The organism is Kribbella sp. NPDC003505 (genome assembly GCF_040610875.1).
Taxonomy (GTDB): Bacteria; Actinomycetota; Actinomycetes; order Propionibacteriales; family Kribbellaceae; genus Kribbella.
In genome coordinates this window covers 1-23,656 of the sequence record NZ_JBEXNA010000015.1, presented here as the reverse complement: position 1 = coordinate 23,656, position 23,656 = coordinate 1, and the positions used below count along the sequence as shown (strand labels likewise).

Sequence of the window (23,656 nt, the reverse complement as noted above, 5' to 3'; positions counted from 1 at the left end):
GATGAGTATCTGCCCCAGGTTGCCCCGAGTCAGGCCGAGCCGTTGACCCGCCGTGCCAATTCGTCCGGAACGATCCGGACCGGGAACGGCTGTTCGGCCGCGAACATTTCGTCGCCCTTGAACGTCCGCTCGGTGTACTGTCCGTCCGCGAGCTCGAGCACGGTCAGTACGGACAAGTAAGGGTCGAATATCCAGTACGACGCAACGCAGGCCTTCTCGTACGCGTGGCGCTTCTTGATCAAGTCGGTCGATCGGTTGGACGGCGACAGGATCTCGACAGCCAGAACCAACGTCCGCCGCTGCTGGTCGCGTTCGACGTCCTCGTACCGGAAGACCATCAAGTCGGGCTGTAGGCTCGTCCTGTCGTTCGGCCGGAAGTCGAACGGGGCGAAGAAGACCTCCATGTCGTCTGGACTGGCCATCACCAGACGCAAGTTGCAGACGCCGGCGGCTCGCTGATGTTCCTCCTTCGGGCCCGGTGTCACCAGCAGCCGCCCGTCGAGCAGCTCGTGTCGCATTCCGTCGTCGGGCAGCGCGTCGAACTGCGCGAGTGTGAGCGTCCTCGGCGTGGTGTTTACGAATCCCATAGTGCCTCCTTCTCGGTCACTCGACCAGCATGGCGGCAGTTGACAGGTGGTTGGTGCAGTTTGCTGATCTGCCCCTAGATGCCCTTGGATGCCCCAGTTTTAGCGCGGATTGTGGGTCATCTGGTGAGGGCGGACGGGCAGAGGGTGATCGGGAACGGCGTTGTGATCAGGAAGGTTTCCTCGGATTGGACGACGGCCTGGCAGGTGTAGCCGGTGGGGGTCAGGTCGAGGATGGTCAGTTCTTGGGTGGTTGGGTCCAGGAGCCAGTAGGACTGGATGCCGTGTTGTTCGTAGACGGTTCGTTTGAGGACTACGTCGGTGGTTCGGGTGGTGGGGGAGAGGACCTCGACTGCCAGGACGGGTGGGGCTGTGAGGAGGTGAGGGCCGGCGTCGGTGCGGTGGCAGATCAGGAGGTCGGGGCGGAGAGTCGTGTTGAGGTCGGGGCGGTAGTCGAGGGAGTTGACCGCGACGAGCAGGTCGGCCGGGCAGGCGTGTTTCAGGCGGATCATGAGTGCGACGACGGCGGCGTGGTGGGCCGGTGGCTGGGCGCCGGTGATCAGCAGGCGGCCCTCCAGCACTTCGTACCGGCGGCCGTCGTGCGGAGCGGAGACTGTGGTCACTCCATCAGCTTGCCCGATCTCGCCGTACTGCCGCGGGAGTTATCCACAAGCACCCTGGTCAGTCAGTTGCTTGCGTGACCAGCGGGTTGTCCAGGGTTCCGGCGAACTGCAAGGACCCGGCGACGTCGGTCAGGTCGACCATCTGCTGGTTGTTGCGCAGCTGCAGCCGGTTCAGGCAGGACAGCGCGAACGACGGCGCGAAGATGTCGTACTTCGCGAACGCGTCGGCGAGCTCCGGTGTCGCCGCCTGGTAGTCGCGGATAGACGACGCCACCACCGACCAGAACTCGGCCGGCGTCAGCAGGCCTTCGCGGTCGAGCAACGGTGACAGGAACCGAAAGATGCAGTCGAACACGTCGGTGAAGATCGACAGCAGCTTCTCGTCGTCCGGTACGTCGGCCCGCACCCGCTCGGCCTCGGCCGGTACCGGTGTCGACGGACTCAGGACGGCGATCTCCTCGGCGATGTCCTTCATGATCACCCGGATCGGAATCGCGTCCCGCAGCACCAGGATCAGGTTCTCGCCGTGCGGCATGAACACGAGCTCGTACGCGTAGAAGCTGTGCAGCAACGGGATCAGATAGGCGTCGACGTACGCGCGCAACCAGTCCGCCGGCGCCAGCCCGGACGCCCGCACCAGGGCCGCGGCCAGCGACGCGCCATGCCGGTCGACGTGCAGCAGCGACGCCATCGTCGCGAGCCGTTCGCCGGGCTCCAGCGACGACACCGGGCTCTCCCGCCACAGCGCCGACAGCATCTTCCGGTACGGCGAGGTCTTGTCCGTCGCGTTCTCGTAGTACCGGTTGTGGTACCCGACCGCGGCGATTTCCCGCAGTACGGTGAAGCCGTACCGCTTGAGAACAAGGTCGTTCGAGACGACTGAATGCACCCAGTCGTTGATCGCGGGCGTCGCGGCCATGTACGACGGCGACAGCCCGCGCATGAACCCCATGTTGAGCACCGACAAGGCCGTCTTCACATAGCACCGCGATGGCACGGAGCGGTTGAAGAACGTCCGGATCGACTGCTGCGGTTGATAGACGTCGTCAGTCGAGCCGAGGTGGACGATGTGTCCCAGAGCAATGTCGGCGGCGAAGGTGACCGAGGTCTTGTTGTCCCATTGCCACGGATGCATCGGCAGGTACACGTATTCCGCCGGATCGGCGATCTCCGCGAACCGCGCCAGCGTCTCCTCGCCCAGCTCCGACCGCAGGAGTGCGTCGAAAGCGACCGAGGAACTACAGGAAACGGTTGTCCGGTCCCGCCGGGCCGCGATCCAGGTCAGCTGCACGCCCGCGCCGGTCTCGGGCGCGTAGGCCAGATAGTCCGTGCGGCCGAACCCGAGCCGCCCGTTGTTCGCCACGAAGCACGGATGCCCCTCGGTCATCGCGGCCTCGATCGTCTGGAAGTCCGCGGTGACCAGGTCGGTCGCGGTCAGGTCGGGCTTCGACAGCTTGTACGCCGCCGACGCCAGCGTGCTGCTGATCTCCTCCAGATACACCGGCAGCATGTCGCGCCCGATCCCGAGCTGCTCGTGGAACTGCGTGATGAACTCCAGCGCGTCGACCGGCGAACCGTCGTCACGCGCCACGGCCGAGATGTCCCAGTGATTCAAGGGATAGCGCCGTGCCGTGAACCGGTACCGGCCGACCGCATACCCATTGCCGTCAGCAACAGGATCGAGAATGCGCTCGTGGGTGAATTCCGACAACGCCTTCCGGACCAGCGCCTGGTTGACGATCTCCCAGTGGTTCATCAGCCGGCCTCGTTCAGCCGGTGCGCGTCGGCGTACTGGTCGCGGGTGCAGAAGCTCAGCCACGCCTGCTTGCCGGGCAGTGTCACCACGCGGTGCTTGCGGAACCCCATCCGCGCGTTCAGCGCCTGGATCTTCACGTTCCGTACGTCGGGCTCGACCACCACCCGGTCGACGAGCGGATCGCTGAACAGGCTGTCCATGATCGTCTCGAACACCGCCCGGGTGAACCCGGGGATCGGCGCCGCCGGCGGCCCGACCAGGACGTGCATGCCGACGTCGCCGGGCGCCGCGTCGTACACCTGGCCGACAGCGTCGTACGCCGGGGCGTAGCGCTCCATCAGGAACGCCGGCCGTCCGTCGTGCTCGCCGATGAACGCGTCGTGGTGCAGGCTCTCGGCGATCCTGAGGTACTCCGCGTGCACATCGGCGACCGACGCGGTCAGGAGTCCCCAGTACCGCGCGTACGGCCGGGTGACCCAGTTGTGCAGCGTGGTCACGTCCTCGGTGAGGTCGAACGGCCGGAGGCTGAGGGCGCCGAGGCCGGCGACGAAGCGCCGGTACGTCGGCTCGGGCAGTGCTCTGGTCATGGCGGAGCTGCTTTCAGGCTGGGCGGGCATGTTAGCTAAGGCTTACCTTAGTAGACCCTACCTGAGCCTCTGGACGGACCCCGGGGGTAGTCCGCGCGGCGGATGCGCCGGGCGGCCGGTGGTGCCTACGGTGAAAGCATGTTGATCGCCGAGGATCTGTTGCTGCTCCTGTACGACGACGAGACCGGCAAGCCGCTCACCGGGTCGCCCGGCCTGGACTACGCGCTGGCCGGTGCGGTGCTGATCGAGCTCACGCTGAGCCAGAAGCTCGACATCACCATCGACGGCAAGGCCGGTCGCCTGCACGTGCTGGACGCTGCTCCGACCGGTGATCCGATCTTGGACGAGCGCCTGGCGTACGTCGTCAAGAAGCCCGGGAAGAAGCCGAAGGACCAGATCGGTGCGCTCTCGAAGCGCCTGCGCGACCAACTGCTGGCCCGGCTCGCCGAGCGGGGTGTGCTGGAGCAGGACCAGGGCAGGGTGCTCGGTCTGTTCCCGGTGACGCGCTGGCCTGCCAAGGACGCGCGGCACGAGCAGGACGTGCGCGCGAAGCTCGAGAGCGTGCTGAAGGTCGGTACGACTCCGGACGAGCGCACGGCCGCGTTGATCGCTCTCCTCAGCGCGCTGAACGTCGTACCGAAGGTCGTCACGGACGCGGTGGACAAGAAGGCGCTGAAGAAGCGCGCGAAAGAGATCGCCGACTCGGACTGGGCGGCCGCCGCGGTCAAGAAGGCCGTGACCGAGATGCAGGCGGCCGTCACGGCGGCCATCGTCGTCGCGTCGTCGGCCGGTGCCTCAGCGGGCAGCAGCTAAGCGGGCCTTGATGTCCGGCTTGACCACCTTGCCGACCTTGGAGCGTGGCAGGTCGGGCCAGACGAGCACTTCCTTCGGCGCCTTCACGCTGCCGATGCGCGCCTTCGCGAACGCGATCAGCTCGGCAGCGTCCACCGAAGCGCCCGGTTGGAGCTGGACGACGGCCACGACCCGCTCGCCCCACTTCTCGTCGGGCTGACCGATCACCGCGCAGTCCTGGACGGCGGCATGCGCCATCAGCGCCTGCTCCACCTCGGTGGAGTACACGTTGAAGCCGCCGGTGATGATCATGTCCTTGGCCCGGTCGACGATGTAGAGGTAGTTCTCCGCGTCCAGGTAGCCGATGTCGCCGGTGTGATGCCAGCCGTACGCCGAAGCGGCTGCGGTCGCCTCGGCGTTGCGGTAGTACCCCTTCATCACCAGCGACCCGCGCACCACGATCTCGCCGCGCTCGCCGTGCGGGAGCAGTTCGCCGTCGGCTCCCATGATCGCCACGGTAACCAGCGGGGACGGCCGTCCCGCGGATGACAGCCGTCCCCGGGCGACGTTGCCGGCGGCATCGAAGTGCGCTGCCGGCGGCAACATCGAGATCATCATCGGCGCCTCGGTCTGCCCGAACAGCTGCGCCATCACCGGACCGATCCGCCGCAGTGCCTCCTCGAGCCGGGCGACCGACATCGGCGCCGCGCCGTACCAGAAGCACCGCAACGACGACAGGTCCGTGGAGTCGAGCTCCGACGCCGCCAGCACCATGTAGATCAGCGTCGGCGGCAAGAACGTGTGCGTCACCCCGTGTCGCGGTATCAGCTCCAGGAACGCGTGCACGTCGGGAGCTCGCATGATCACGATCTCGCCGCCGCACGCGAGCACCGGGAAACACAGCACGCCGGCCGCGTGCGTCAGCGGTGCCAGTGCCAGGTAGACCGGTCGCTCGCCGAACGGGTAGCCCATCAGCGTCAGCGCGGTCATCGTCTCCAGGTTGGCGTTGCCGAGCATCACCCCTTTCGGCCGGCCCGTCGTGCCGCCGGTCCCGACGATCATCGCCAGGTCGTCCGGATCGGTCAGATCTGGTGCCGGCTGGGACGCGCCCCCGCAGAACGCGTCCCAGCCGACGGTCCTCCGGCCCGCGGGGTGGGGGGTGAGGCCGGAGGAGGGCTCCCCGTCGAGACACACGAACGTGTGCACCTTCGGCAAAGAGTCCCGAATGCGGTCCACCAGCGGCGCGAACGCCGACTGGTAGATCAGTACTTCACAGTCGAACTGGTCGAGCAGTTCCCGGTTCTCGGCCGCCTCGTTGCGTGGATTGATCGGGCACCAGACGGCACCCGCCCGGCTGATCCCGAACACGCAGCTGAACGCCACCGGGTCGTTCGCGGACAGGATCGCGACCTTGCCGCCGGGCCGTACGCCGGTCGCCGTCAGGGCACCCGCGATCCGGTACGAGAGCTGCTGCACCTCGGCGTACGTCAGCGACTCGCCGTCCGTCGTCAGGCAGGCGGCGTCGGGTGCGAGCGATGCGCCCTTGTCCAGGTAGTCGACCAGCCGCACGGCAACTCCTCTAGTGCTGCACCGTCAGCTGCGGCTCGGACACCAGCCCGAAGCTCCGCAGTACGCCGAGCAGCTCGCGGTGACCGAAGGCCTGACAGCCACTGGCGAAACCGACCCGCTTCGGCGGCGTCTGCAGCAGCGAGTACGCCGCGTACGCCTGGAGCAGACCGGTCTGCTGGTAGTTGCTGTTGCCGTGGATGACACAGTGCGCCCGGCCGAGCGGCCCGGACGCGTGCACCGAGTCCAGCGTCTTGTTGACGCGCGGGTTCTCGCGTGGGGGCATCTCGTTCATCACCTGGCGGGCAGTCTCCGTCAGTGCGGCGTTCCGCTCGTCCGGAGCCATGTCCTTGGTGGCCTCCAGTGCCGCGGCGACGATCTGCGGGACCCCGTTCATGAGCGCAGCGTTGAACACACCGCCCTGCGCCTTGCAGTTCGCCACCCGTGGATCGCGCTTGAACCACACCGGATGTGACATGCCGCCCCACGGCAGCGACAGGGCGAGCTCGTGCTGGCCGGGAACGACCAGGGGCACCAGACCCTGCTCCGGGAACTCGACGTACTGGTTGCCCTCCAAGTAGTGCGCCTTCGACGTCGCAGCGTTCACCAGGATCGTGCGGGTCGAAGCGATGGTCGGGCTGCCGCCCCAGAACACCGCGATGTCCAGCGAATCCAACCCGGGCTGCTCGAGACAGAGCTGCGCAGCGATCTCGCTGGTCGTGTACATCTGTGCGATGCCCGGAGCCAGCACCAGACCGGCCTCGGCGAACTGCGGACCGTACTTCTCGTCGCAGGTGATCAGCCAGTCCTGCTCGCCGGTCGTGTCGGTGTAGTGCGCACCCGCGGCGAGTGCGGCTTCCACCGCCACCGGACCGAGCTCACTGAAGGGTCCTACCGTGTTGAGGACGACGGACGCACCCGTGAACAGCTCCGTGAGCGCAGCAACGTCATGGTCGACCGCGGCGATCTCGTAGTCGGCTGTCTCGATACCGGGAACATGTGAGTCCATTGAAGCCTTGAGCTTCGTCTCGTCACGGCCGGCGGCCACGAAGGGCACGTGATACTGCCGCAGGTACTCGCAGACGAGCCGCCCGGTGTAGCCGGACGCGCCGTACACGACAACGGGTTTCGTGGTCATCACATCCCCATTCCGCCGTCGACCGGCAGGCCGATACCGGTGATGAAGCGGGACTCCTCGGACGCGAGGAAGACGACCGCGTCGGCGATGTCCGAGACCTCGCCGAGCCGGCCGGCCGGGGTCAGCCCGACCACCGCGGCGACCGCGGCCTCGGGCGATTCGAACAGTCCGAGCTGGGCGACGTCGTTGGCCAGGCCGGCGCCCATCGCGGTCGGGACCAGGCCGGGGTAGATGCAGTTGACGCGGACGCCGTACCCGAGCTTGCCGGACTCCATCGCGGCCACCCGCGTCAGCCGGTCGACGGCGGACTTGGTCGCGGAGTAGACCGCGATGCCCGGGAAGGCGATGGTGGCCGCGACCGACGCGACGTTGATGATCGCGCCGCCCTGGCCGGCCAGGCCGTCCGGGCGCATCGTCCGCAGGCCCCACTTGATGCCGAGCGTGGTGCCGAGCACGTTGACCTCGAGCATCTTGCGGATCTGGTCGGCGGTCACCTCGGTGAGCAGGCTGGTGATCTCGATGCCTGCGTTGTTCACCAGGATGTCGAGGCCGCCGAGGATGTCGTTGGCGGCGACCACCGCGTTCTCCCAGTCGCCGTCGTCGGTGACGTCGTGGGCGACGAACCCGAAGCCGCCGCCGTACTGCTGGTCGAGCGCGTCGGCGACCGCTTCGCCGGCGTCCTTCTGGATATCGCTGATCACGACCTTGGCGCCGGCTGCGGCGAGGGCTTTCGCCATCCCCTCGCCGAGTCCCTGCGCGCCGCCGGTGACCAGGGCCTTGCGGCCGGAGAGATCGAGTGAACCCATCTGAAGCTCCTTCTGCTCGCACGGGCTGTTTCACACTCTGGCCAGTCCTTTGACACTCGTCAAGACTTTGTTTGACACTTGTCAAGAAATCTCCCCGCCGCGGGACGCGCCTGGCCCGGGGCGGGGTACTCTGACGCATCGGCCCCGATTCGAGAGTGGGTGAGTGCTGTGGCGTCCGCGGCTGAGGAGCGGCCTGCCCGCGTCTCCGGGATCGACAAGATCGAGCGCCGCCGGATCGCGCTGGCCGAGTCCGCGCTGAAGACCCTCGGCGAGCTCGGGTATGCGCGCACCAGCCTGCGCGAGATCGCGAACAACTCCGAGTTCACGCACGGCGTCGTGCACTACTACTTCCGCGACAAGATCGATCTGATCAGCTACTGCGTGCGCTACTACAAGACCAAGTGCTCCCGGCGGTACGACGAGGTGGTCGAGACCGCGACGTCGGGGGAGGACCTCGTCACGGGGTTCCTGGGCAAGATGACCCAGACGCTGGTCGAGGAGACCCCGATGCACAAGCTCTGGTACGACTTGCGGGCGCAGAGCATGTTCGAGGAGCAGCTGCGGCCGGACGTCGAGGCGATCGACCAGCTGCTGGAAGAGATGATCTGGCGGATCCTGAGTCGGTACGCCGATCTCACCGGCACGGCAGCGGCCGTGGACGCGCCGACGGCGTACGCCTTGATCGACGGCCTGTTCGAGCAGGCCGTCGTCGGCTACGCCGCCAACCCGGAGAAGGTCCCGGACCTGCTGACCGGCCGGCTGCTGCAGGTCCTGCCCAAGCTGGTCGCGGCGTAGCCCGACGGGTTACTCGGCTCCGCAGTTCGCCGTGCAGAGCTTGTCGGTGAGGGTGAGGATCGCACCAGGTGCCTCGGACTCGGCCTCGGTGGAGAACTCGACGTTCCAGTTGCCGGCCGTGGTCGCGGCGGTCGTCTTGCCCTGCTGCTGTTTCAGCCAGTCGACGATCTGACTGCGCGGGTTGACGTGCGCCAGCTCGAGAGCCTGCGGTGCGAACTCGGCCAGCTTCGTCGTCGCCTCCGCGGGCACCCCGGACGCTTGCAGCGACACCACGGGCGGACGGGGGTGGTTCCCGATGAGCACCTGCACCGAGGTGGTGCCCTGGCTGCACGTCTCGTACGCCTCGTCGGTGCTGCACTGGTAGTTCTTCGCGCTGAGTGCAGCTACGACCTGTGCGGCGGTCAGGTCGGGCAACGTCTCCTCAGGTCCTGAGGGCGTGTTGCTGGTCGCTGTTGTGCCTGAGGCGCTCGGGCTGCCGGCCTGCTCCGGCTTGTCGCCAGAGCATGCGGTCGTCGCGGCGAGGAGCGCTGCGCAGAGCAGTGCGGCAGCGCCGTACCGCGGGTTCAGACCGGCACCTCGATCGCCGCGTCGAGCGCGATCGTGATCATCTCGGAGAACGTCGTCTGGCGCTCCTCCGCGGACGTCACCTCGTGCGTGATCAGGTGGTCCGACACCGTCATGATGCCGAGCGCGCGGCGGCCGAACTTCGCGGCCAGCGTGTACAGCGCCGCGGCCTCCATCTCGATGCCGAGCACGCCGTACTCCGCGGTCCGCGAGACCAGGTCCGGACGGTCGTTGTAGAACAGGTCGCCGGAGAACACCTGGCCGACGTGCACGTTCAGCCCGGCCGCCTCGGCCGCGTCCACCGCCGCGCGGAGCAGTTGGTAGTCGGCCGTCGGGGCGTAGTCGATGCCGTGGAAGCGCAGCCGGTTCATCTGCGAGTCGGTGCTCGCGGACATCGCCACGATCACGTCGCGGACCCGGACCGCCTCGGTGAGCGCGCCGCAGGTGCCGACCCGGATCAGCGTCTGGACGTCGTACTCCGCGAACAGCTCGTTCGCGTAGATCGACGCGGACGCCTGGCCCATGCCGGAGCCCTGCACGGAGATGCGCTCACCCTTGTAGGTGCCGGTGAACCCGAACATGTTGCGGATCTCGGTGTAGCAGATCACGTCGGACAGGTAGGTCTCCGCGATCCACTTGGCCCGCAGCGGGTCCCCCGGGAACAGCACCCGCGGTGCGATCTGCCCCTTCTCGGCGGCGATGTGAATACTCATGCCGGGATGCTCTCATGCGGGCGGGATATGTTGAGGTACGTGGCCTACTCCATCGCACCTGGTTCGCTAGCCCTGTCCCGGTCCGTGCTCGACCGCGCCGCCGACCGTCGCCGCGACGACGACTGGCTGGAGAAGGCGTGGGCCTCGCCGGACACGCAGGTGGTCGCGGTGGCCGGCGACCAGATCCAGGTGGTCGACGACCGCTCCGCGCTCCGCTTCGTGCCGCCGTCCGAGGCGCCCGAGGGCACCCGCATCTTCCTCGGGATCGACCGCGAGTCCGGCGCCGGCATGACCGCCGAGGGCCGCGCGGTCTTCGGCGTCCTGACCGAGGGCGAGGCCGACGAGTCGTACGGCGGGCTGCGCGAGCTGGGCGCCGTCCTGGACGACCGCGAGGCGGGGATCGCCGTCCACTTGATCGGCCTGTCCAACTGGCACGGCGTCCACACGCACTGTGCGAACTGCGGTGAACACACCGAGGTGGTGGAGGCCGGCCACGTCCGGCACTGCCCGGTCTGCGGCCGCAGCCACTTCCCGCGCAGCGACCCGGCGATCATCGTGCTCGTCACCGACGACCAGGACCGCGCGCTGCTCGGCCGCAACGAGGCCTGGCCCGTCGGCCGGTACTCCACGCTGGCCGGTTTCGTGGAGCCCGGCGAGTCCCTGGAGGCCGCCGTCCGCCGGGAGGTGCTCGAGGAGACCGGTGTGATCGTCGGGCCGGAGATCGAGTACGCCGGCAGCCAGCCGTGGCCGCTGCCCGCCAGCCTGATGCTCGGGTTCTACGCCAAGGCGACCGGGTTCGACATCGAGGTGGACGCCGACGAGATCGCCGAGGCGAAGTGGTTCACCCGGGAGGACCTCCGCGCGCTGGTCGAAGCCGGCACGATGGCCCTCCCGGGAGCGATCTCGATCTCCCGCCGCCTGATCGAAGGCTGGTACGGCGACAGCCTCACCGGGAGCTGGTGATCACCGGCCCACGTCGGAGCGGGCCGCGGCGATCCGGATCATGACGCCCTCCCAGCCCTCCACCGAGCCGGCTCGCTCCAGCTCACGGACCTTCCGGTTGACGGCGTCCACGTAGGTGCTGTGGCTGGGCCAGTCCGCCTCGGCATCCGGCAGTACATCGGTCAGCGTGCAGCCGTAGGTCAGGAAGCGGTTCTGCACGTGACTGTCGATGTTGCCGGTCCAGACCGTGGTGCGGACATCGGACTGCGGGCAACTGTCGACCGGTGGCGTGTACGACGCCAGGTTGGTCGGGTTGATGTAGCCGTCCGGCCGCAGCAGCGTGTAGTAGGTGCCGTCCGGTGTCTGGGTGAGCCGATTCAGGCCGTGGTCGCGCAGGACGGTCGCCTGGCCGCTCAGGATGTCCAGTACGAACAGCCGGCCACCTGTGACGCCGTAGAGGTAACCGTCACGCCAGGACAGCGCACCGTCCTGTGAGCCGGTGAAGCCGCTGAACACGGGCAGCAGGCGCTTGACCTCTCCGGTCGACGGATCGATGGCGAACACGATCCCGTCGGCCAGACCCCAGATGTTGCCGTCCGGTCCGGTGACCAGTTCGTTGATGCTGGCCGCTCCCGACACCGGGACGATGTCGGTGAGCACCTGTCCCGTCGACGGGTTCACCTTCACCAAGTGCGCCTCGGTCGCCCGCGGCTCGGTGCCCTGACCGCCCTCGATGCTGGAGCCGACCCAGACGTCAGCGCCTGCCGGGACGACGGAGGAGATCGTCTGGTCGGTCACCAGGTTGCGGTAGACCGTGTGGCTGCCGGTCGGTACGTCGTACACGGTCAGCGCGCCGCCGTACTCGCCGTACGCCGGGGTGGTGCCGACGTACACGCGGTTGCCCGCCGGGACCACCGCGACCGGCCTGTTCTGGTGGTCGCTGTCGACGAGGCTGAACAGTTCCTTCGGGTTGGTCGGGCTGTCCGGTTGCGTCGGGTCCCAGAGCGACAGCCGGCCGTACGGGTAGATGCCGACGTACATCTTCCCGTTGCCGTCCCAGGCCCAGCCCTCCACCTGGCCCTGCCGGGTCGTGACCGTCGACTTGCCGGTCGCCGGGTCGTACACAGCGGTGGAGCCGTTCAGATAGACGTTGACGAACACCTTGCCCGTGCTGGGGTCGGCCAGCTCGTGCATCAGCGGCGACGGTACGTACTGGAACGGCGAGCTCCACTGCGCAAGCGTCCCGTCCGCCGGGTTGTAGCGGAACGTGCCGCCGGAGTAGTTACCGGCCAGGCCGTACAGCACCGGTACGCCGTTCTCGGTCACCCAGCCGTAGCCGATGGACGCGCCACGGGTCAGTGTGCGCGGCGGCGACACCGGACCGACCGTGTTGCTGTCGAGGTCGTAGTGCGTGAGGGACAGGGTGTTGTTGGTGAAGTAGACGCCGCCCGGCCCGGCGGCGGAGACACCGCGGGCCGCGATCGGGTAGTCCATCACGAGCTGACCAGTGGTGGCGTCGGTGTACTTGACCTGCTCACCGGTCACCGCGTCCACCACAACCAGCCGGCTGCTGGCGTTCGCGAACACCTTGCCGCCGGCGTAGTCCAGGTCGATGAAGTCCTTCGCGGTCGTGCCCGGCGGAGTGATGTCCTCGACCACCTTGGTGTCCGGGTCGATGCGGAGCAGCCGGGCGTTCGGGGTGGAGACGCCGACGAACAACTTGTTGTGGTCGGGGTCGTAGACCGTGGACCGGGCGTACTGCTGCACCGGGTCGAGCGAGCCGTAGTCCGTGACCTGTCCCGTCGTCGCGTCGTACTTGAACGCGTGGGCGTTCGGGTACGTCCCCGCGTACACGTTGCCGGCCGGGTCGGACGTCAGGCCGTAGATCTGGGACTGACCGGGGATGGGCTGGCCCAGGTCGGTCACCTCGCCGGTGGCGGGGCTGTAGCGGTACAGGTGCGCGTTGGCATACGTACCGAGGTAGACGTCGCCGTTCGGCGTCACGACGATCGCCCAGCCGCCCGCCGCGCCCTGCAACGGCACGGTCCGGATCAGCTCGCGGGTGTGCAGGTCGACGACGTTCAAACGGGCGTTCTCGCCTGCTGGTACGGCGTACACGACGTCGCGCCCGTCAGGAGTGCGGCCGATCGCGCCTTCCATGATCGTCAGCGAGCTGACCGGCGAGCCGAGATCCTTGACGACATCCGCACTCGGCGCGAACGGCTTCGTCGGCGTGCCGAGCGGCCAGTTCTCCGACGGGAACGGGTGCGGCAGGTCCGGGGGCGCATCGCCCGGCGGCGCCGCTGCCGCGTGCAGGCCGCTCGTGGCGAGCAGGCCGAGCACGGCGGCGAGCGTGATCAGGGCATGGCGGAATGAACGGCGCGAGAACATGGGCGGACTCCCTGCGACGGCGTTCATCGCAAGGTATAACGGCCATGACCGTAAAGTCCATAACTCAGGCGATATGACCTGAGCCGGATGTCAGGCGACGAGCTTGTCCGCGACCTGGGCGAGCGACGGGTTGGTCATCGCGGTGCCGTCCGGGAAGACCACCGTCGGGACCGTCTGGTTCCCGTTGTTGATCTTCTCGACGATCTCGGCAGCGCCCGGCACCTGCTCGATGTCGATCTCGGTGAACTCGATGCCGGCTCGCTTGAGCTGGCCCTTGAGCCGGTGGCAGTAGCCGCACCAAGGCGTGGAGTACATCGTGAATGCCGACATCGGCGGACTCCTTGTGGAGTGGGAGGGGTTTATGTCGGGCGCGCCGTCTAGGGTTGCCCTCGACGTATCCGAACCATGTTGCAGGTGGTGCTGTTCCCGCATGACCCAGCCCGTGAGCGACTTCACACGACCCGGCTCCGCCGATGACCTCCTCGAGGCCCTCGATCCGGAGCAGCGGGCGGTCGCGACCTCGTTGCACGGGGCCGTCGCGGTGCTGGCCGGCGCGGGCACCGGGAAGACCCGGGCCATCACCCACCGGATCGCGTACGGCGTGCGCACCGGCACCTTCGACCCGGTCCGGGTGCTCGCGGTGACGTTCACCCAGCGGGCCGCCGGGGAGATGCGCGGCCGGCTCGCGCAGCTCGGCGTCCAGGGCGTGCAGGCCCGCACGTTCCACTCCGCCGCGCTCCGGCAGGCCCGCTTCTTCTGGCCGAAGGTGTACGGCGGGGAGTTGCCGCCGATCGCGGACCGGAAGTTCCCGCTGCTGACCGAGGCCGCGTCCCGCTGCCGGGTCCGGGTGGACACGCCCGCGCTGCGCGACCTGGCCGGTGAGGTGGAGTGGGCCAAGGTGAGCAACGTCCGCCCGGACGACTACGCCCGGCTGGCGCCCCGGTCGGCGCGGGCCCTGGCGGCCTTCGATCCGCCGACGATCGCCCGCATCTTCGCGGCGTACGAGGACGTCAAGCTGGAGCGCGGCCGGATCGACCTGGAGGACGTGCTGCTCTGCACGGTCGCGCTGCTGGCGGAGGACGAGCGAGTGGCCGCGGAGATCCGCCGGCAGTACCGGACCTTCGTCGTGGACGAGTACCAGGACGTCTCGCCACTGCAGCAGAGCCTGCTCGACCTGTGGCTGGGCGGCCGTGAGGATGTCTGCGTGGTTGGGGACCCGGCGCAGACCATCTATTCGTGGGCCGGCGCCGACCCGGAGAACCTGGTGCGTTTCGCGTCCCGGCACCCGTCGGCCACGGTGATCAAGCTGGTCCGCGACTACCGCTCGACGCCGCAGATCGTCGACGTGGCGAACAAGATCCTGGATGCGGCCGGACCGACCGGTCTGCCCGGGCGGGTCACGCTGCGGTCGCAGAAGGAGGCCGGCCCGGTTCCGGTCTACCGGGAGTACTCCGACGAGGTCGCGGAGGCGGACGCCGTGGCCCGCGCTGTCGTCCGGCTGCGGGACGAGGGTGTGCCACTGCGGGACATCGCCGTCCTGTTCCGGACCAACGCGCAGTCGGAGAACTTCGAGCAGGCGCTGGCCGAGCGGAAGATCCCGACCGTGCTGAAGGGCGCGGAGCGGTTCTTCGAGCGGGCCGAGATCCGCCAGGCCGCCGTCCTGCTGCGGGGCCAGGTCAAGGCCGGCGAAGGCTCGGACGACTTGGTCAGCACCGTGACCGGAGTGCTCGCCGGGGCGGGGTGGACGCAGGAGCCGCCGACCGGGACCGGCGCCGTGCGGGACCGGTGGGAGTCGCTGAGCGCACTGGTGACGATGACGAGCGATTTCGCGGCCGAGCACCCCGAGGCCAGGCTGCCGGAGCTGATGGCCGAGCTGGACCGGCGGGCGACGATCCAGCATGCGCCGCTGGCGGAGGGCGTCACGCTGGCGACGATGCACGCCGCGAAGGGTCTGGAGTGGGAGTGCGTCTTCATCGTCGGGGCCCATGAGGGCACGCTGCCGATCAGCTACGCCCAGACACCGGCCCAGGTGGAGGAGGAGCGGCGGCTGTTCTACGTCGGGGTGACCCGGGCCAAGCAGCAGCTGTTCATCAGCTGGTCCACCTCCCGCTCGCCGGGCGGCCGCGGCACGCGGGGGCCGACGCGCTTCCTGGACCCGATCGGCGTCCGGACGGCGCGCACCGAGTGGACCCCGTCGGCGTCCGTCGGCTACGAGCGCCCGTCGGCCGAATCCCGCTCGGGGCGCCCGATCCCGAAGTGCCGGGTCTGCGGGCGCGGCCTGCTCGACCCGGGCGCCCGCAAGCTCGGCCGCTGCGAGGACTGTCCCTCCACGATCGACCAGAAGCTGTACGACGCGCTCGTCGAGTGGCGCACCGAGCAGGCCGAGACCGAGCGGATGCCCGCGTTCGTGATCCTCACCGACGCGACCCTGACCGCGATCGCCGAGACCCGGCCGGCCGACGCCCAGGCGCTCCGTGCGATCCCCGGCATCGGGCACACCAAGCTGTCCAAGTACGGCGAGAAGATCCTGAACCTCTGTACCCGGTAGTCAGTCCTCGGCCGGGACAGAGTCCGCCTTCACCGCCCCGCGCGCACCGAGCGGTCGCGGTTCGCCGGTGGTGCTGTCGCGGATCGTCTGCTGCTCCGACTCTGCGTTGATCTCCGCCCCGAGCAAGATGGCGTACGCGGTGAGCCAGAGCCACAACAGCAGGACGACCACCGCCGCCAGACTGCCGTAGGTCTTCGCGTAGCTCCCGAACGTTTCGACGTACACCGAGAAACCGATCGAGGCGAGCAGCCAGATGACGGTGGCGACGCCGGCGCCGACGGAGACCCAGCGGACCTGCGGCGCTTCCCGGTTCGGCGCGATCCGGTAGATGACTGCCAGCGCGATGCTGATCAGGACCAGGGCGAGCACCAGCCGGAGCGCCATGAGCGCGTAACGCACCGGGGCCGGTACGTCGTTCCCGATCGCGGCCCCGACCGAGAACAGCGTGGCGGCGAGCAGGACGAAGACGATCGCACCCAGCGTCAGGCCGAGGGCGAGCACCTTCCGGCGGACGAATCCCCGCGTCTCCTCCTCGTCGTAGGCGAGGTTGACGGCGGTGACCAGGTAGCCGATGCCGCTCGACGCGCTCCACAGCGCGAGGAGTACAGCGATCGCGACACCGATGCCGAGGCTGCGCTGCGGGGCGGAGGTGAGCGAGTCGATCTGCTGCAGGAGCAGATCGCGGCCCGAGGCCGGCATCGCCTTCGCCAGGTCCTCGGCCTGGTTCCGGATCTGCGCCGGATCCGCGACCAGCCCGTAGGCGAGAACGGCCGCGATGATCGCCGGGAACACGGACAGGAATCCGAAGAACGCGACACCGGCGGCCAGCAACGGCACCTGGTCGGCCTTGGCCTCGGCCCACGCCCGCCGCAGGATCTGCCACCACCCGCGCGCCGGGATCTCGCGTGGCCTGCCTGCCTCGCCGCCCGGAACTCCCACTGCTGTCTCGTTCGTCATCGCCGGCCTCCTCACCCCAGGTCGCGTCCCTGCGGTACCCCGCCCGGCGGAGCTAAATGTGCTTGCCGGGAAGGCGATCGCGGCGCATCCTGGAGGACGTGCCGCGTTCTGCTCCTGGCAGACGTGGCAGTTAGGTGACAGAGGCAACGATCTCGGAGCGTGCGGACGGCGCCCCGGAGCGTGCCGGAAGCAGGGTTCGGCAGCCAGATCCGGCCGCCGGAGCGGCAACTTCCGGCCAACTTCGCGAACTGGCGATAAATAGTTTGCAGGCTCCGGCGCGGACGGCGTACTGTTCTTTCTGCGGTCGAAGCCTGGCCGAAAACTTCAAACCACCATAGCGATCGAGCTAACCGCCCGCTTCGCCACAACGAGAGGAGGTGCCCTGGAATGAACATCAACACGGTCAAGAAGCCGTTCAGCGACGCTGCCGCGCTGCCGTGCGCCCCGATTCAGGGTGCCTCGCCGCGCCTGCACGTCGCGACCGTTGTGCTCATGGCTTCCGGCGCTGCCCAGTTCAAGGGCGGAGCTGTCGGCGATGTGAAGTACGGCGGTTCGGGTTCTCGAGCATGGAGTCCACCGGTCTGACAAGCGTCAGAGCCGGCACCTCCAAGGCCGCGGAACCCGTCAAAGGGTCCCGCGGCCCTTTTGTTTGTCAACACAGTTTTGGCGGCTGTCAACCGGCAGCTGTCACGGACGACAAGAGATCAGCACCAAAGTCACTGGGAGGTGACCGGAATGAGCGTTAGCTTCCTCGATGTCTTCACCGAGGTCGCAACGTCGCAGGACCTGCCCTGTCGGTCCTACGCGCCAGAACTCTTCTTCGCCGAATCGCCGGCGGACGTCGAGTACGCAAAGTCGCTGTGCACCACCTGCCCGCTGAAGGCCGAGTGCCTGGCCGGAGCGCTCGAGCGTTCCGAGCCGTGGGGAGTGTGGGGCGGCGAGCTGTTCGTCCAGGGAGTGGTGGTTCCGCGCAAGCGGCCCCGTGGGCGTCCCCGCAAGAGTGACACCGTAACCGCAGCCTGACGACCTCAACCCATCCGAATCGAGTCCGAACGTGACCACTCAGACTTTTACCAGGAGCACCGAAATGCATTTACTTCATGAAGATCTCGCCCGTGCTCATTGTCGTACTTTGCTGAACGACGCAGAGCAGAACCGGCGCTTCCGCCTCGCTCACCAGATCGAGAAGGCGCAGAAGCAGGCCGAGCGGGCCGGCCGGCGAGCCGAGAGGGCCAGCGCACGCGCGCGCCTCGCGCTCGCCCGCCTGGTCTGATCCACCACAAGCACAGCCTGACCAGCTGAATCACTGAGGGGCGGCACCCACCGGGGGTGCCGCCCCTCAGCCGCGTTCGGACAGCAGCAGTTGCTGGAGCCCGACCAGCGTGATGCCGCTGACGATCTCGTGCCGGGCGATCATCGCCGGGACGTCGGCCAGCGGGATCCACTCGATCCGGTCGGACTCGTTGAGGCCCTGTCTGGTGATCCATCGCCTACTGCGGGGCACTCGGCACGGCACCTCGCCGCACTGGAGCAAAGACCACGATGGATCCGCATCGAGGCCTTCGCTCCAGCACGCCGAGACACCGCACCGAGCACCTCCTCGCGACGGCGCTGGATCACCAGACAGGGCCTAGCTCGGTCGGCGGTCCGGCGTACCGCACACTCGTCGTCCGGAAGACGAAGTGCCGGGAGTCGGTGATCCCGGCCGCGGGCTCGGAGCGGATCAGCTCGGTCAGCCCGTCCGCCCGCCAGCCGGTCTCCTCCTCGAGCTCCCGCGCCGCCGCTGCCTGCGGAGTCTCATCAGGCTCGATGATCCCCATCGGGACCTCCCACGCCCAGGTATCGGTCAGGAACCGGTGCCGCCACATCAGCAGCACACAGCCGTCCCGGGTGACGACCGCGGCGGCGATGTCCTTCAACCGGACCGCGTGGTAGTCGAACCGGCGCCCGTCGGGCTGCTCGACGTCCAGCCGCCGTACGCTCAGCCACGGATTGGACCAAGCCTCTTCCTCACCGTGGATCACCCAGCGCATGCTGAGGAGCATAGGCGGGGGAGGTGCCGGGCGATGAAGCTGGCTGACGTCGACGGCAGGAGGCTGGCTTACCACCGGGCCGGGGCGGGGCCGGCGCTGGTGCTGCTGCACGGCGGGTGGAGCGACGGCCGCGCCTGGCAGCCGCAGCTGGCCGGGCTCGCCGACCGGTACGACGTCATCGCCTGGGACGCGCCCGGCTGCGGCGGCTCGGACGACCCGCCCGGTGAGATGACGATGTCCGGCTACGCCGACGCATTGGCGGCGCTGCTCGCCGCGCTTGGTGTCGACAGTGCCCATCTGGGCGGCCTGTCCTGGGGCGGCGGCCTGGCTCTGGCCGTCTGGGAACGCCACCCCCAGCTCGTCCGCTCGCTGGTTCTGGCGGGGGCGTACGCCGGCTGGAGGGGCTCCTTGCCGCCGGCAGAGGTCGAGGCCCGGGTCCGCCGGGTCCGGGCCGAGGCAGACCGACCGCCGCGGGAGTGGCTGGAGGGCTACCTGCCCACTCTCTTCGACGGCCCGGTGCCGCCAGGGACACTGGAGCTGGTCCGGACGATGATGCTCGAGAGCCGCCGGGCGGGGATGCTGCCGATGCTGAGCGCCTTCGCCGAGGCAGATCTGAACGCGGTCCTGCCGACGATCACCGTCCCCACCCTGCTGCTGTGGGGCGAGCACGACCAGCGCGCGCCGGTCCGCACGGTCGCTGCGGCGCTGCGTTCGGCGATCCCTGCCGCGGAGCTCGTGGTGCTGCCCGGAGTCGGTCACGAGATCAACCTCGAGGCACCCGAGGCGTTCAACGTCGAGGTGCGGCGATTCCTGGAGACCAGTGGTGCAACACTATGGCCCGTGAGCAGAGCTACCTGTGCGTTGTGTGGTCAGCAGGCGGAGTCGGAAGACGCGCCGCTGACCTGGGTGACCTCGATCGAGGACGGCCGCAAGCTGCTGTACTGCGACCGGTGCGCCCGGGAGAACGTCCGCAACATCGAGGGCAAGCTGGACCCGGTCTACTGGTGAGTCACCCCTCGTACTGATCGGGGACGCGCATCGCGGGACCGCCGACGTGCAGCCCGAGCGGTTCGGCCCGGCCGGCGGGCTCCTCCCACGCCTCCTGGCGGCCGAGGACCGTGAGGTCGAGGTACCGGTAGCAGTTGTGGAAGTCCTCGATGCCGCGCCCGAAGGTCGAGTAGGTGTGGAAGACGTCGTCGTCGACCCGCAGGAACGTGCTGATCCCGGGCATCTCCTCGCCGTTCATGTCCGGCGTCCACGGCCCGTCCGTCCAGGGCGTGCCCTTCTCCGCGGCCAGCTCCTCCTGCGTGCGGAAGTGCAGCAGCACCGGCGCGACCCGGTCGTCCAGGGTTGCGTGGAAGTCGTAGTTGAAGTCGCTCCCGTACGACGAGTACCACGGGAACGTCCAGCCCAGCCGGGCCTTGAACGCCGCAAGCTTTTCGTACGGCGCTCGGGAGACAGCGACCAGCGACGTGTTGCGGACGTGCAGCTGGCGCAGGTTGCCGATCTCGTCGGCCGCCGACGAGCAGCTCGGGCATCCCTCGTCCCAGTCCGGGCCGAACATGAAGTGATGCATGACCAGCTGCTGCCGCCCGGCGAACAGGTCGAGCAGGCTGACCGGCCCGTCCGGTCCCTCGAACACGTACGGCTTGGTGATCCGGACCATCGGCAGCCGCCGTCGCTCGGCGTTCAGCCGGTCCCGCGCGCGGGTCACCTCCTTCTCCCGCGCCAGCAGCTCCCGGCGCGCCACCAGCCAGTCCTCGGGCGACACGACCTGCGGAAGATTCCCGATCCGGTTCATGGTCCAGCTCCCCTCGTCGGCAGGAGTCGACCACGCTAGGGCACGGCTGGGACAAATTCCGGGCGATGTGTCGATCCACGGCCGATCCGCTCGACGCAGGGGGTGAAGACACCCTCTCGGAAGGACCGGATCGATGACCCTCGAGGTAGACGCCGTGGCCACCAGCAGGCGGCAGTGGATCGCGCTCGGTGTGCTGTGCCTGGCCACGCTCCTGGTGTCGCTCGACCTGTTCGTGATGCTGCTGGCCGTTCCGGCTGTCACCGAGGCGCTCGGCGCCAGCAGCAGCCAGCAGCTGTGGATTCTGGACGTCTACGGCTTCATGGTCGCCGGCCTGATGATCACCATGGGCACCCTGGGCGACCGGATCGGGCGCCGCCGGCTGCTGCTGATCGCCGCTGCCGTGTTCGGCGCCGCCTCGATCGTGGCGGCGTACTCCGTCAGCCCCGGCATGCTGATCGGCGCCCGCGCGGTGCTGGGGATCGCCGGCGCCGCGATCGCGCCGTGCACCTTGTCGCTGATCTCGACGATCTTCCCGGACGAGCGGCAGCGGGCCACCGCGCTCGGCGTCTGGGGCGGGTGCTTCACCGTCGGCGCGATCATCGGGCCGATCGTCGGCGGCGTCCTGCTCAACCACTTCTGGTGGGGCTCGGCGTTCCTGATCGGCGTCCCCGCGATGGTGGCGCTGCTCGCGGCCGGGCCGTTCATCCTCCCCGAGTATCGCAACGAGCGGGCCGGGCGGATCGACGTTCCGAGCGTCGTCCTGTCGCTGGCCGCGATCCTGCCGGCGATCCACGGCCTGAAGCACCTCGCCGCGCACGGCGCCGACGCGGAGTCGGTCGTGGCGCTGGCGGCAGGTGCGATGTTCGGCTGGGTCTTCGTACGGCGGCAGCTGCGCCTGGCGGACCCGCTCGTCGACGTACGGCTGTTCACCCGCCACACCTTCAGCGTGACGCTCGGCAGCATGACGGCGTACTCGATGCTGTCCGGCGGCGTGATGGTGTTCATCGCGCAGTACTTCCAGCTGGTCAAGGGGATGACTCCGCTGCAGGCCGGTCTGGCGCTGGTTCCGGGCATGATCACGTCCACGATCGGCTTCCAGCTCGCCCCGCGGCTGGCGCAGCGGATCCGCCCGGGGGTCCTGATCCCGGTCGGCGTCGCGTTCACCGTCGTCGGCATGGTGGTCGTCAGCCTGACCACCTCGACCACCGTGCTGGTGATCGCCTTCGCGTTCGAGTGCCTCGGGCCGGGCGCCCTGGTCATCCTGGGGACGAACCTGGTGATCGGGTCCGTCCCGCCGGAGCAGGCCGGCTCGGCGGGCGCGCTGACCCAGACCGGCAACGAGTTCGGCTACGCCCTCGGGATCGCCGTCCTCGGCAGCGTCGTCACCGCGGTGTACCGCAACCGGACGGACGGGCATGCCGGCAACTCGTTGGGCGAGGCCGTCAGCCAAGGGGCCGCGGCCGACGTACTCGACCAGGCCCGCGACGCCTTCACCTCGGGCCTCCATCTGGCGGCCGCACTGACGGCCGTCGCCCTGACCGCGATGGCGATCCTGCTCGCGGTCACCCTGCGGGCGCTGCCGGCCCTCAGTCGTCGGTGAAGCCCGGCAGGAGCTCCTCCAGGACCGCGCGGAACGGCGCCTCGGCCTCGAGCTGGGACAGGACGGCGATCCCGCCGATCCACACCCGGTGGATCAGCAGGTACGACGGCGGCAGGTTGAGGCGCAGGGCGAGCGACGCGTTGGGCGACCGGAAGTCACCGGTCCGGTTCGCCTGCGCGCGCATCCAGGCCCGGCTGAACTGGAAGGTCTCCGACCGGGCCGGCTCCGCGAACGGCGCCAGGTAGTCCATCAGCTGCTCGGGATCGATGTCCATCCGCGGCTTGATGAAGCCCTCGGCCTTGAGCCCGTCCCGGACCGCGACGCCGTCGCCGTTCAGCGAGATCCGCAGCAGCCGCCCGATCGCGGGCGGCAGGCCGTCCGGCAGCCGCGCGCAGAGGCCGAAGTCGACCACGCCGAGCCGGCCGTCGGCCATCACCCGGAAGTTGCCCGGATGCGGGTCGGAGTGCAGCAGACCGGCGTACTTCGGTCCGCTGAACATGAACCGGACGTACTTCAGCCCGATCGCGTCCCGCTCCTGTTTGGTGCCTTCGGTGATGTACGACGACAGCGGGCGGCCCTCGATCCACTCCGACACGATCACCGTGGGCGAATGCTTGACCACCCGCGGCACCACGAACTCCGGGTGGTCCTTGAACGCGTCGGCGTACTGCTGCTGGGCCTGCGCCTCGCGGTCGTAGTCGAGCTCCTCGCCGATCCGCTCCTGCAGCTCGGCAACCAGCGGCTTCACGTCCAGGCCCGGGATCATCGTGCCGATCGTCCGGCCGAACCGGCCGAGCTGGCGCAGGTCGGCGCGCAGGGCCTCGGCGGCGCCCGGGTACTGCAGCTTGACCGCGACCTCGCGGCCGTCCTTCAGCCGCCCGCGGTGCACCTGGCCGATCGACGCGGCCGCCGCCGGCCGGTCGTCGAACTCCTCGAAGCGGTCCCGCCAGCGCTTGCCCAGCTCCCGCGACAGGATCGTGTGCACGGTCGAGGCCGGCATCGGCGGGGCGGAGTCCTGCAGCTTGGTCAGGGTCGCCCGGTACGGCGCCGCGAACTCCTCCGGCATCGCCGACTCCATCAGGCTGAGCATCTGCCCGAACTTCATCGCGCCGCCCTTGAGCTCACCCAGGACGGCGAACAGCTGGTCCGCGGTACGGCGCTGGAACTCGGCGAGCACGGCCTCCGCGGGCGCACCGCCGATGCGCTTGCCCAGGCCGACCGTGGCCCGCCCGGCGGCGCCGAGCGGCAGGCTGGCAAGTTTCGCGGTCCGGCTCAGCGCCTTGCGAGGAAGGTCCGACACGCTCCCATTCTGTCCGGTCACCCAAGCCCAGCTCGGGCGGGGGCGGTGTGTCACGGGCCCGGGGACGACGAAAGGCGGGGTTGGCGGGCGGCCCCATGACCGGCCCCCCCACCAACCGAATAATGGTGACGGCCGGGGGGGGGGGCGCGGCGGGGCGCAC

The 23,656-nt window shown here is 69.0% G+C and carries 25 protein-coding genes; 9 read left to right on the top strand and 16 right to left on the bottom strand.

Annotation, left to right across the window (positions count from 1 at the left end; translation table 11 throughout):
- Positions 1–29: 29 nt before the first annotated feature.
- The 4 genes from ABZX12_RS37505 to ABZX12_RS37490 form a co-directional block, all read right to left on the bottom strand.
- Positions 30–587: a Uma2 family endonuclease gene (locus tag ABZX12_RS37505; RefSeq protein ID WP_355700216.1), complete on the bottom strand. Its 558-nt coding sequence runs from the start codon at positions 585–587 to the stop codon at positions 30–32.
- Between the two features lie 116 nt (positions 588–703).
- On the bottom strand, positions 704–1,207 hold the full coding sequence (locus ABZX12_RS37500) for a Uma2 family endonuclease (protein ID WP_355700215.1): 504 nt from the start codon (positions 1,205–1,207) through the stop codon (positions 704–706).
- Between the two features lie 58 nt (positions 1,208–1,265).
- Complete coding sequence (locus ABZX12_RS37495; protein ID WP_355700214.1) at positions 1,266–2,963, bottom strand: IucA/IucC family siderophore biosynthesis protein; 1,698 nt, start codon at positions 2,961–2,963, stop codon at positions 1,266–1,268.
- Positions 2,963–3,550: a GNAT family N-acetyltransferase gene (locus ABZX12_RS37490; protein ID WP_355700213.1), complete on the bottom strand. Its 588-nt coding sequence runs from the start codon at positions 3,548–3,550 to the stop codon at positions 2,963–2,965. Before ABZX12_RS37490 ends, ABZX12_RS37495 begins: the two co-directional genes overlap by 1 nt.
- Before the next feature lie 138 nt (positions 3,551–3,688).
- Between ABZX12_RS37490 and ABZX12_RS37485 the strand changes: the two genes are divergently transcribed.
- The gene (locus ABZX12_RS37485) at positions 3,689–4,363 is read left to right on the top strand and encodes a GPP34 family phosphoprotein (RefSeq protein WP_355700212.1); all 675 of its coding nucleotides are present in this window, start codon (positions 3,689–3,691) and stop codon (positions 4,361–4,363) included.
- Here the strand turns inward: ABZX12_RS37485 and ABZX12_RS37480 are convergent.
- The 3 genes from ABZX12_RS37480 to ABZX12_RS37470 are packed head-to-tail and all read right to left on the bottom strand — an operon-like array spanning position 4,346 to position 7,852.
- Positions 4,346–5,911: an AMP-binding protein gene (locus ABZX12_RS37480; protein ID WP_355700211.1), complete on the bottom strand. Its 1,566-nt coding sequence runs from the start codon at positions 5,909–5,911 to the stop codon at positions 4,346–4,348. The genes ABZX12_RS37485 and ABZX12_RS37480 overlap by 18 nt on opposite strands.
- Before the next feature lie 10 nt (positions 5,912–5,921).
- On the bottom strand, positions 5,922–7,046 hold the full coding sequence (locus ABZX12_RS37475; RefSeq protein ID WP_355700210.1) for a DUF5938 domain-containing protein: 1,125 nt from the start codon (positions 7,044–7,046) through the stop codon (positions 5,922–5,924).
- Positions 7,046–7,852, bottom strand: coding sequence for an SDR family oxidoreductase (locus ABZX12_RS37470; protein WP_355700209.1), 807 nt, complete (start codon positions 7,850–7,852; stop codon positions 7,046–7,048). The genes ABZX12_RS37475 and ABZX12_RS37470 overlap by 1 nt, the downstream gene beginning before the upstream one ends.
- Positions 7,853–8,011: 159 nt before the next feature.
- Here ABZX12_RS37470 and ABZX12_RS37465 point away from each other — a divergent pair, with 159 nt between their 5' ends.
- Positions 8,012–8,647 carry a TetR/AcrR family transcriptional regulator gene (locus ABZX12_RS37465; protein WP_355700208.1) on the top strand — a complete coding sequence of 212 codons (636 nt, stop codon included), beginning with the start codon at positions 8,012–8,014 and terminating at the stop codon, positions 8,645–8,647.
- Between the two features lie 9 nt (positions 8,648–8,656).
- Here the strand turns inward: ABZX12_RS37465 and ABZX12_RS37460 are convergent, their stop codons facing one another.
- Together ABZX12_RS37460 and deoD are read right to left on the bottom strand one after the other, a co-directional pair.
- Positions 8,657–9,061: a hypothetical protein gene (locus tag ABZX12_RS37460; RefSeq protein WP_355700207.1), complete on the bottom strand. Its 405-nt coding sequence runs from the start codon at positions 9,059–9,061 to the stop codon at positions 8,657–8,659.
- Between the two features lie 149 nt (positions 9,062–9,210).
- Complete coding sequence (deoD, locus tag ABZX12_RS37455; RefSeq protein ID WP_355700206.1) at positions 9,211–9,924, bottom strand: purine-nucleoside phosphorylase; 714 nt, start codon at positions 9,922–9,924, stop codon at positions 9,211–9,213.
- Between the two features lie 39 nt (positions 9,925–9,963).
- On the opposite strand from deoD, the gene nudC reads away from it, so the two are divergent.
- On the top strand, positions 9,964–10,887 hold the full coding sequence (gene nudC, locus ABZX12_RS37450) for an NAD(+) diphosphatase (RefSeq protein WP_355700205.1): 924 nt from the start codon (positions 9,964–9,966) through the stop codon (positions 10,885–10,887).
- On the opposite strand, the gene ABZX12_RS37445 is transcribed toward nudC, so the two are convergent.
- Together ABZX12_RS37445 and ABZX12_RS37440 are read right to left on the bottom strand one after the other, a co-directional pair.
- Positions 10,888–13,257, bottom strand: coding sequence for a hypothetical protein (locus ABZX12_RS37445; protein ID WP_355700204.1), 2,370 nt, complete (start codon positions 13,255–13,257; stop codon positions 10,888–10,890).
- A 90-nt stretch (positions 13,258–13,347) separates the two neighbouring features.
- Positions 13,348–13,587 carry a mycoredoxin gene (locus ABZX12_RS37440; protein WP_355700203.1) on the bottom strand — a complete coding sequence of 80 codons (240 nt, stop codon included), beginning with the start codon at positions 13,585–13,587 and terminating at the stop codon, positions 13,348–13,350.
- Positions 13,588–13,687: 100 nt separating this feature from the next.
- Here ABZX12_RS37440 and ABZX12_RS37435 point away from each other — a divergent pair, with 100 nt between their 5' ends.
- A complete protein-coding gene (locus ABZX12_RS37435; protein WP_355700202.1) occupies positions 13,688–15,805 on the top strand; it encodes an ATP-dependent DNA helicase UvrD2 in 2,118 nt (705 codons plus the stop codon).
- Here the strand turns inward: ABZX12_RS37435 and ABZX12_RS37430 are convergent, their stop codons facing one another.
- Entirely contained in the window at positions 15,806–16,762 is a 957-nt protein-coding gene (locus ABZX12_RS37430) for a YihY/virulence factor BrkB family protein (RefSeq protein ID WP_355700201.1), read from the bottom strand.
- A 387-nt stretch (positions 16,763–17,149) separates the two neighbouring features.
- Here ABZX12_RS37430 and ABZX12_RS37425 point away from each other — a divergent pair, with 387 nt between their 5' ends.
- The 3 genes from ABZX12_RS37425 (at position 17,150) to ABZX12_RS37415 (ending at position 18,035) form a co-directional block, all read left to right on the top strand.
- Positions 17,150–17,347 (top strand): hypothetical protein, encoded by a 198-nt coding sequence (locus tag ABZX12_RS37425; RefSeq protein ID WP_355700200.1) that lies wholly within the window; start codon positions 17,150–17,152, stop codon positions 17,345–17,347.
- Positions 17,348–17,497: 150 nt separating this feature from the next.
- Entirely contained in the window at positions 17,498–17,785 is a 288-nt protein-coding gene (locus ABZX12_RS37420) for a WhiB family transcriptional regulator (RefSeq protein ID WP_131285495.1), read from the top strand.
- A 109-nt stretch (positions 17,786–17,894) separates the two neighbouring features.
- Positions 17,895–18,035, top strand: a complete 141-nt coding sequence (locus ABZX12_RS37415) for a hypothetical protein (RefSeq protein WP_355700199.1) — start codon at positions 17,895–17,897, stop codon at positions 18,033–18,035.
- Positions 18,036–18,101: 66 nt separating this feature from the next.
- On the opposite strand, the gene ABZX12_RS37410 is transcribed toward ABZX12_RS37415, so the two are convergent.
- Together ABZX12_RS37410 and ABZX12_RS37405 are read right to left on the bottom strand one after the other, a co-directional pair.
- Complete coding sequence (locus ABZX12_RS37410; protein WP_355700198.1) at positions 18,102–18,266, bottom strand: hypothetical protein; 165 nt, start codon at positions 18,264–18,266, stop codon at positions 18,102–18,104.
- 112 nt (positions 18,267–18,378) lie between these two features.
- Positions 18,379–18,795 (bottom strand): NUDIX domain-containing protein, encoded by a 417-nt coding sequence (locus ABZX12_RS37405; RefSeq protein ID WP_355700197.1) that lies wholly within the window; start codon positions 18,793–18,795, stop codon positions 18,379–18,381.
- Between the two features lie 33 nt (positions 18,796–18,828).
- Between ABZX12_RS37405 and ABZX12_RS37400 the strand changes: the two genes are divergently transcribed.
- A complete protein-coding gene (locus ABZX12_RS37400; protein WP_355700196.1) occupies positions 18,829–19,803 on the top strand; it encodes an alpha/beta hydrolase in 975 nt (324 codons plus the stop codon).
- A 1-nt stretch (position 19,804) separates the two neighbouring features.
- Here the strand turns inward: ABZX12_RS37400 and ABZX12_RS37395 are convergent, their stop codons facing one another.
- Positions 19,805–20,596, bottom strand: a complete 792-nt coding sequence (locus ABZX12_RS37395; RefSeq protein ID WP_355700195.1) for a DUF899 domain-containing protein — start codon at positions 20,594–20,596, stop codon at positions 19,805–19,807.
- A gap of 133 nt (positions 20,597–20,729) precedes the next feature.
- Here ABZX12_RS37395 and ABZX12_RS37390 point away from each other — a divergent pair, with 133 nt between their 5' ends.
- Positions 20,730–22,196 carry an MFS transporter gene (locus ABZX12_RS37390; protein ID WP_355700194.1) on the top strand — a complete coding sequence of 489 codons (1,467 nt, stop codon included), beginning with the start codon at positions 20,730–20,732 and terminating at the stop codon, positions 22,194–22,196.
- Here the strand turns inward: ABZX12_RS37390 and ABZX12_RS37385 are convergent.
- A complete protein-coding gene (locus ABZX12_RS37385; protein ID WP_355700193.1) occupies positions 22,183–23,496 on the bottom strand; it encodes an AarF/ABC1/UbiB kinase family protein in 1,314 nt (437 codons plus the stop codon). The two genes, ABZX12_RS37390 and ABZX12_RS37385, sit on opposite strands and share 14 nt — an antisense overlap.
- Between the last annotated feature and the right edge of the window lie 160 nt (positions 23,497–23,656).

What these genes read in the sequence shown, in the direction of transcription:
- ABZX12_RS37395 (WP_355700195.1), bottom strand. Translation starts at nt 20,596, where the DNA reads ATGAACCGGATCGGGAATCTTCCGCAGGTCGTGTCGCCCGAGGACTGG.
- deoD (WP_355700206.1), bottom strand. Translation starts at nt 9,924, where the DNA reads ATGAGTATTCACATCGCCGCCGAGAAGGGGCAGATCGCACCGCGGGTG.
- ABZX12_RS37505 (WP_355700216.1), bottom strand. Translation starts at nt 587, where the DNA reads ATGGGATTCGTAAACACCACGCCGAGGACGCTCACACTCGCGCAGTTC.
- ABZX12_RS37390 (WP_355700194.1), top strand. Translation starts at nt 20,730, where the DNA reads ATGACCCTCGAGGTAGACGCCGTGGCCACCAGCAGGCGGCAGTGGATC.
- ABZX12_RS37430 (WP_355700201.1), bottom strand. Translation starts at nt 16,762, where the DNA reads ATGACGAACGAGACAGCAGTGGGAGTTCCGGGCGGCGAGGCAGGCAGG.
- ABZX12_RS37445 (WP_355700204.1), bottom strand. Translation starts at nt 13,257, where the DNA reads ATGTTCTCGCGCCGTTCATTCCGCCATGCCCTGATCACGCTCGCCGCC.
- ABZX12_RS37425 (WP_355700200.1), top strand. Translation starts at nt 17,150, where the DNA reads ATGAACATCAACACGGTCAAGAAGCCGTTCAGCGACGCTGCCGCGCTG.
- ABZX12_RS37470 (WP_355700209.1), bottom strand. Translation starts at nt 7,852, where the DNA reads ATGGGTTCACTCGATCTCTCCGGCCGCAAGGCCCTGGTCACCGGCGGC.
- ABZX12_RS37420 (WP_131285495.1), top strand. Translation starts at nt 17,498, where the DNA reads ATGAGCGTTAGCTTCCTCGATGTCTTCACCGAGGTCGCAACGTCGCAG.
- ABZX12_RS37405 (WP_355700197.1), bottom strand. Translation starts at nt 18,795, where the DNA reads ATGCGCTGGGTGATCCACGGTGAGGAAGAGGCTTGGTCCAATCCGTGG.
- ABZX12_RS37495 (WP_355700214.1), bottom strand. Translation starts at nt 2,963, where the DNA reads ATGAACCACTGGGAGATCGTCAACCAGGCGCTGGTCCGGAAGGCGTTG.
- ABZX12_RS37485 (WP_355700212.1), top strand. Translation starts at nt 3,689, where the DNA reads ATGTTGATCGCCGAGGATCTGTTGCTGCTCCTGTACGACGACGAGACC.
- ABZX12_RS37490 (WP_355700213.1), bottom strand. Translation starts at nt 3,550, where the DNA reads ATGACCAGAGCACTGCCCGAGCCGACGTACCGGCGCTTCGTCGCCGGC.
- ABZX12_RS37475 (WP_355700210.1), bottom strand. Translation starts at nt 7,046, where the DNA reads ATGACCACGAAACCCGTTGTCGTGTACGGCGCGTCCGGCTACACCGGG.
- ABZX12_RS37435 (WP_355700202.1), top strand. Translation starts at nt 13,688, where the DNA reads ATGACCCAGCCCGTGAGCGACTTCACACGACCCGGCTCCGCCGATGAC.
- ABZX12_RS37400 (WP_355700196.1), top strand. Translation starts at nt 18,829, where the DNA reads ATGAAGCTGGCTGACGTCGACGGCAGGAGGCTGGCTTACCACCGGGCC.
- ABZX12_RS37440 (WP_355700203.1), bottom strand. Translation starts at nt 13,587, where the DNA reads ATGTCGGCATTCACGATGTACTCCACGCCTTGGTGCGGCTACTGCCAC.